Consider the following 3895-nt stretch of genomic DNA (forward strand, 5'->3'; position numbering starts at 1 on the left):
GTCAGGCCATAGGCGGTGAGCTTGTTCGGGTCGACCCAGACGCGCATGGCCTGCTCGGCGCCGAACAACTGCACGCGCCCCACGCCATTGATGCGGCGTAGCTCCTGCACGATGTTGCGCGCCAGATAATCGTTCAGCGCGACCTCATCGAACTGGCCGTTTGGCGAGGTCATGCCGATCATCATCAGGAAGCCCGAAGCGGCGGACTCCACCTGCAGGCCGCTTTGCCGCACCGCCTGGGGCAGGCGCGGCTCGACCGCCTTGATGCGGTTCTGCACGTCCACCTGGGCCAGCTCCGCGTCGGTGCCCGGCTTGAAGGTGGCGGTGATCTGCGCGGTGCCCGAGGTGTCGACCGAGGACTCGAAGTACAACAGGTTCTTTACCCCCGACAGCTCTCGCTCGACCAGGCTCACCACCGAGTCGTTGAGGGTCTGCGGAGTGGCGCCCGGATAGGCGGCATATATGGTCACCGACGGCGGCGCCACCGACGGGTAGCGGGCGATGGGCAACTTCGGGATGGCGATGACGCCGACGAGCACGATAAACAGGGCGATCACCCAGGCAAACACCGGGCGGTTGATGAAAAACTGAGGCATGAGGACTCTCCAAACTCAGCGCGCGACGGCGCTGAGTCGTTCGCGGGTGGCGGCTGGCTGCCAAGGGCGCGTGGCAACCTGGGCAGCCGGGCTCAGGCGCTCGATGCCTTCGATCACCACCTGCTGCCCGGCACTGAGCCCGGACACGACGCGATAACTGCGCGCCACCAGCTCACCGAGTTCGACGGGCACCGGCTGCGCCTGACCCTGAGCATCCACCACCCACACACTGGCCTGGCCCGCCGTGCGGGTCACCGCCTGTTGCGGCACGCTCAGCGCTGCGGGGTAATGCGCACGAGGAATCCGCGCCTGCACGTAAAGACCGGGCAGCAGACGGCGATGCGGGTTGTCCACCAGCACGCGCAGCAGCACGTCGCCGGTACCAGCATCCACCTCGATGCCGGAAAACAGGATGCGCCCGTGCATGCCCAGGGGCATGCCGTCGCTACCACGGATTTCCACGCTCAGCTCCGGCGTCGCAGATCCGACCTGCTGACGCAGCACCTCCAGCACCGAGGCGGACTGGCGCACGTCGACGTACACCTGATCGATCTGCTGGATGCGTGCCATGGGGGTGGCATCGGTCGGCGACACCAGCGACCCTTCGCTGACCAGCGCCTGGTCGATGCGCCCGGCAATGGGCGCATCGACACTGGTGAACTGCAGATCCAGCTTGCGCCGCGCCAACATCGCCCGGGCCTGCGCCACGTCGGCGGCGGCCTGCTCGCGCAGCGCCACGGCATCGTCATACACCTGACGGCTTACCGCTTCGGCGCGCATCAATGGGGTCAGGCGCTCGGCCTGCACACGCGCCCGCGCCAAGGCTGCCTCGGCGCGCTGCAAAGCAGCGGCGGCACTGTCGACCTCGGCCTTGAACGGCGCCGGGTTGATCTGGAACAGCACGGTACCGGCCTTGATCTCGGCGCCCTGCTCGAACAGACGACGCTGCACGATGCCACCGATCTGTGCGCGAATCTCCGCGCTGCGTACGGCGCCCACACGCGCCGGCAGATCCTCGCTGACCGACAGCTCGTGCGCCTTCAGTGTCAGCACCGACACCTGCACTGGCGCGAGTGTTTCAGCTTCCTGTGGCGCCGAATCGCAACCTGCCAGTCCTAATACGGCAAACCCTACGAGCAGAATGCTCAGATGCCGCTGTTTGCTACCCATAAACTATTCCTCGTTACACGCTGCACCCTGGCGACCTGATGCCGGCCGGGTGCTGATCGAGGCGACAGTCTAGAACCCAGCTGTTGCGAATGATTCGAGGCTTTATGGAGAAAGAATGGAGGGCGTGATAAAATCCAGCTCCATCGCCTTCGAGTCTCCAATGCCCGATCCCAACGTGCGCCTCAGCCCCGCTTTCCCTGCTTCACCGCTGGTGCTGGTCGTTGAGGACGAGGCCGAGATCGCCGACATCCTTATTGCCTACCTGCAACGCAACGGGCTGCGTACCCAGCACGCTACCGATGGCCGCGAGGCATTGACCCTACACCAGGCTCTCAAGCCGGATCTGTTGTTGCTCGACGTGCAGATGCCTCATCTCGACGGCTGGAAGGTACTCAGCGAAGTCCGTTCCCGTGGTGACACGCCGGTGATCATGCTTACCGCGCTCGACCAGGACATCGACAAGTTGATGGGGCTGCGCCTGGGCGCCGACGACTACGTGGTCAAACCCTTCAACCCAGCCGAAGTGGTGGCGCGGGTGCAGGCGGTGCTGCGGCGCACACGGGGCAGCGCGCCCTCCGCCACGCAGATGCTGCGCGTCGGCGCGTTCCAGATCGACCTGGACAACCACGAAGCCAGCGTGCTTCGTGATGGCCAGCCGCACACGCTGGAGCTGACCCTGACCGAGTTCAAGCTGCTGGCCTGCCTGATGCGTGCGCCGAAACGCGCGTTCAGCCGCGCTGAACTGCTGGAAAACTGTTTGCCCGAAGGCGATACCCAGGAGCGCACCGTGGACAGCCATGTCAGCAAACTGCGCAAGAAGCTCGAAGCGCTCGATATCCAGGGCGTACCGGCCAGCGTCTGGGGCGTGGGCTATCGCTTCGGCGTCGAGTCATGAAACCGACACCGGGCCTGCGCCGGCAGTTCATCCAGTCCCTGGCGGTGATGGCGCTGGGCATCATCTTCATCGCCGTGTTCGGCTCCTCCGTGTTCTACGCCATCGCCGTGGCTTACATGCCGAACAGCATCTCCGAAACCTGGATACCCTCGCAGGTAGAAATGATCTGGGTCGGCTGCACCATCGCCGCCGCACTGGGTATGTCGGTATTCGTCGCCATTCGCCTGTCGCGACGCCTGATCACCCCGCTGAACTCGGTGGCACACAGCTTGCGCGAAGTGGCCCAGGGCAACCTCACGGCCCGCGCACCGCTGGACGAACAGGCGATGGGCGAGACTGCGCAACTGGTACGCGACTTCAACGCCATGGCCGAGCGCCTGCAGAGCATGACCCGCGAGCGCGAATTCTGGAACGCCGCCATCGCCCACGAACTACGCACGCCGGTGACCATTCTGCGTGGCCGCCTGCAGGGCCTGGCCGAAGGCGTGTTCACCCCCAGCAGCGAGCTGTTCGAGGGCCTGCTGCGCCAGGTGGAGGGACTCAACCGTTTGATCGAAGACCTGCGCGTACTGAGCCTCAAGGACAGCGGCCATCTTGAACTACAACGGGCCAGCGTGCGCCTCGCCGATGAGCTGGGCACCGTGTTGCAGGCCTTCGCCGCGCCCTTGGGCGCCAAGGGCTTTCACCTGCACGACGAACTGGACGCCAACTTACTGGTGGAGTGCGATGCACTACGCATCCGCCAGGCACTCATGGCGCTGCTGGAAAATGCCCTGCGCCATGCCGATCCGGGCAACCTGCGGGTGCGCCTGGAACAGGTCGGGGAAGACTGCCGACTGAGCGTGGAAGACGACGGCCCGGGCATCGACAGCGCGCTGACCAGCGAGATCTTTGAGGCCTTTCGTCGTGGCGACCCCTCGCGCTCGCGCAAGAGCGGTGGCAGCGGCCTAGGGCTCGCTGTGGTCAAAGCCATCGCGGAGGCTCATGGCGGTGATGCGATATGCCAACCATCTGGCCTGGGAAGTTCATTCGTGATTGCCTGGCCAGCCAGCATGCAAATTTCACAGAGATAGTTCGTTAACCCAGTGTCCGCTTCTGGCCGATTCTGTTGAGAAAGTAGATCTCCTGCTTGGCCTGCGGCAAAATCAGGTCATCGGCCAGCGGGAGGATTCGCAGCATGATGGGACAATTGTCGGTGGAGACGTCGGTGTAGTCAGCTTACGATAGCGCGATC

Annotated in this window: 4 protein-coding genes; 2 read left to right on the forward strand and 2 right to left on the reverse strand. The window is 64.6% G+C overall.

The window, feature by feature from the left end:
• Both IQ22_RS22880 and IQ22_RS22885 read right to left on the reverse strand, forming a co-directional pair.
• Window positions 1–596 (reverse strand): efflux RND transporter permease subunit (locus IQ22_RS22880; protein ID WP_208733697.1); only part of this gene is annotated, 596 nt, incomplete at its 3' end.
• A gap of 15 nt (window positions 597–611) precedes the next feature.
• Window positions 612–1766: an efflux RND transporter periplasmic adaptor subunit gene (locus IQ22_RS22885; protein WP_145146104.1), complete on the reverse strand. Its 1155-nt coding sequence runs from the start codon at window positions 1764–1766 to the stop codon at window positions 612–614.
• Between the two features lie 160 nt (window positions 1767–1926).
• Here IQ22_RS22885 and IQ22_RS22890 point away from each other — a divergent pair, with 160 nt between their 5' ends.
• A complete protein-coding gene (locus IQ22_RS22890; RefSeq protein WP_145146105.1) occupies window positions 1927–2661 on the forward strand; it encodes a response regulator in 735 nt (244 codons plus the stop codon).
• Window positions 2658–3734, forward strand: a complete 1077-nt coding sequence (locus IQ22_RS22895; RefSeq protein WP_145146106.1) for an ATP-binding protein — start codon at window positions 2658–2660, stop codon at window positions 3732–3734. The genes IQ22_RS22890 and IQ22_RS22895 overlap by 4 nt, the downstream gene beginning before the upstream one ends.
• Window positions 3735–3895 lie beyond the last annotated feature (161 nt).

This window comes from Pseudomonas duriflava, assembly GCF_007830155.1.
In the GTDB taxonomy this organism is placed as follows: domain Bacteria; phylum Pseudomonadota; class Gammaproteobacteria; order Pseudomonadales; family Pseudomonadaceae; genus Chryseomonas; species Chryseomonas duriflava.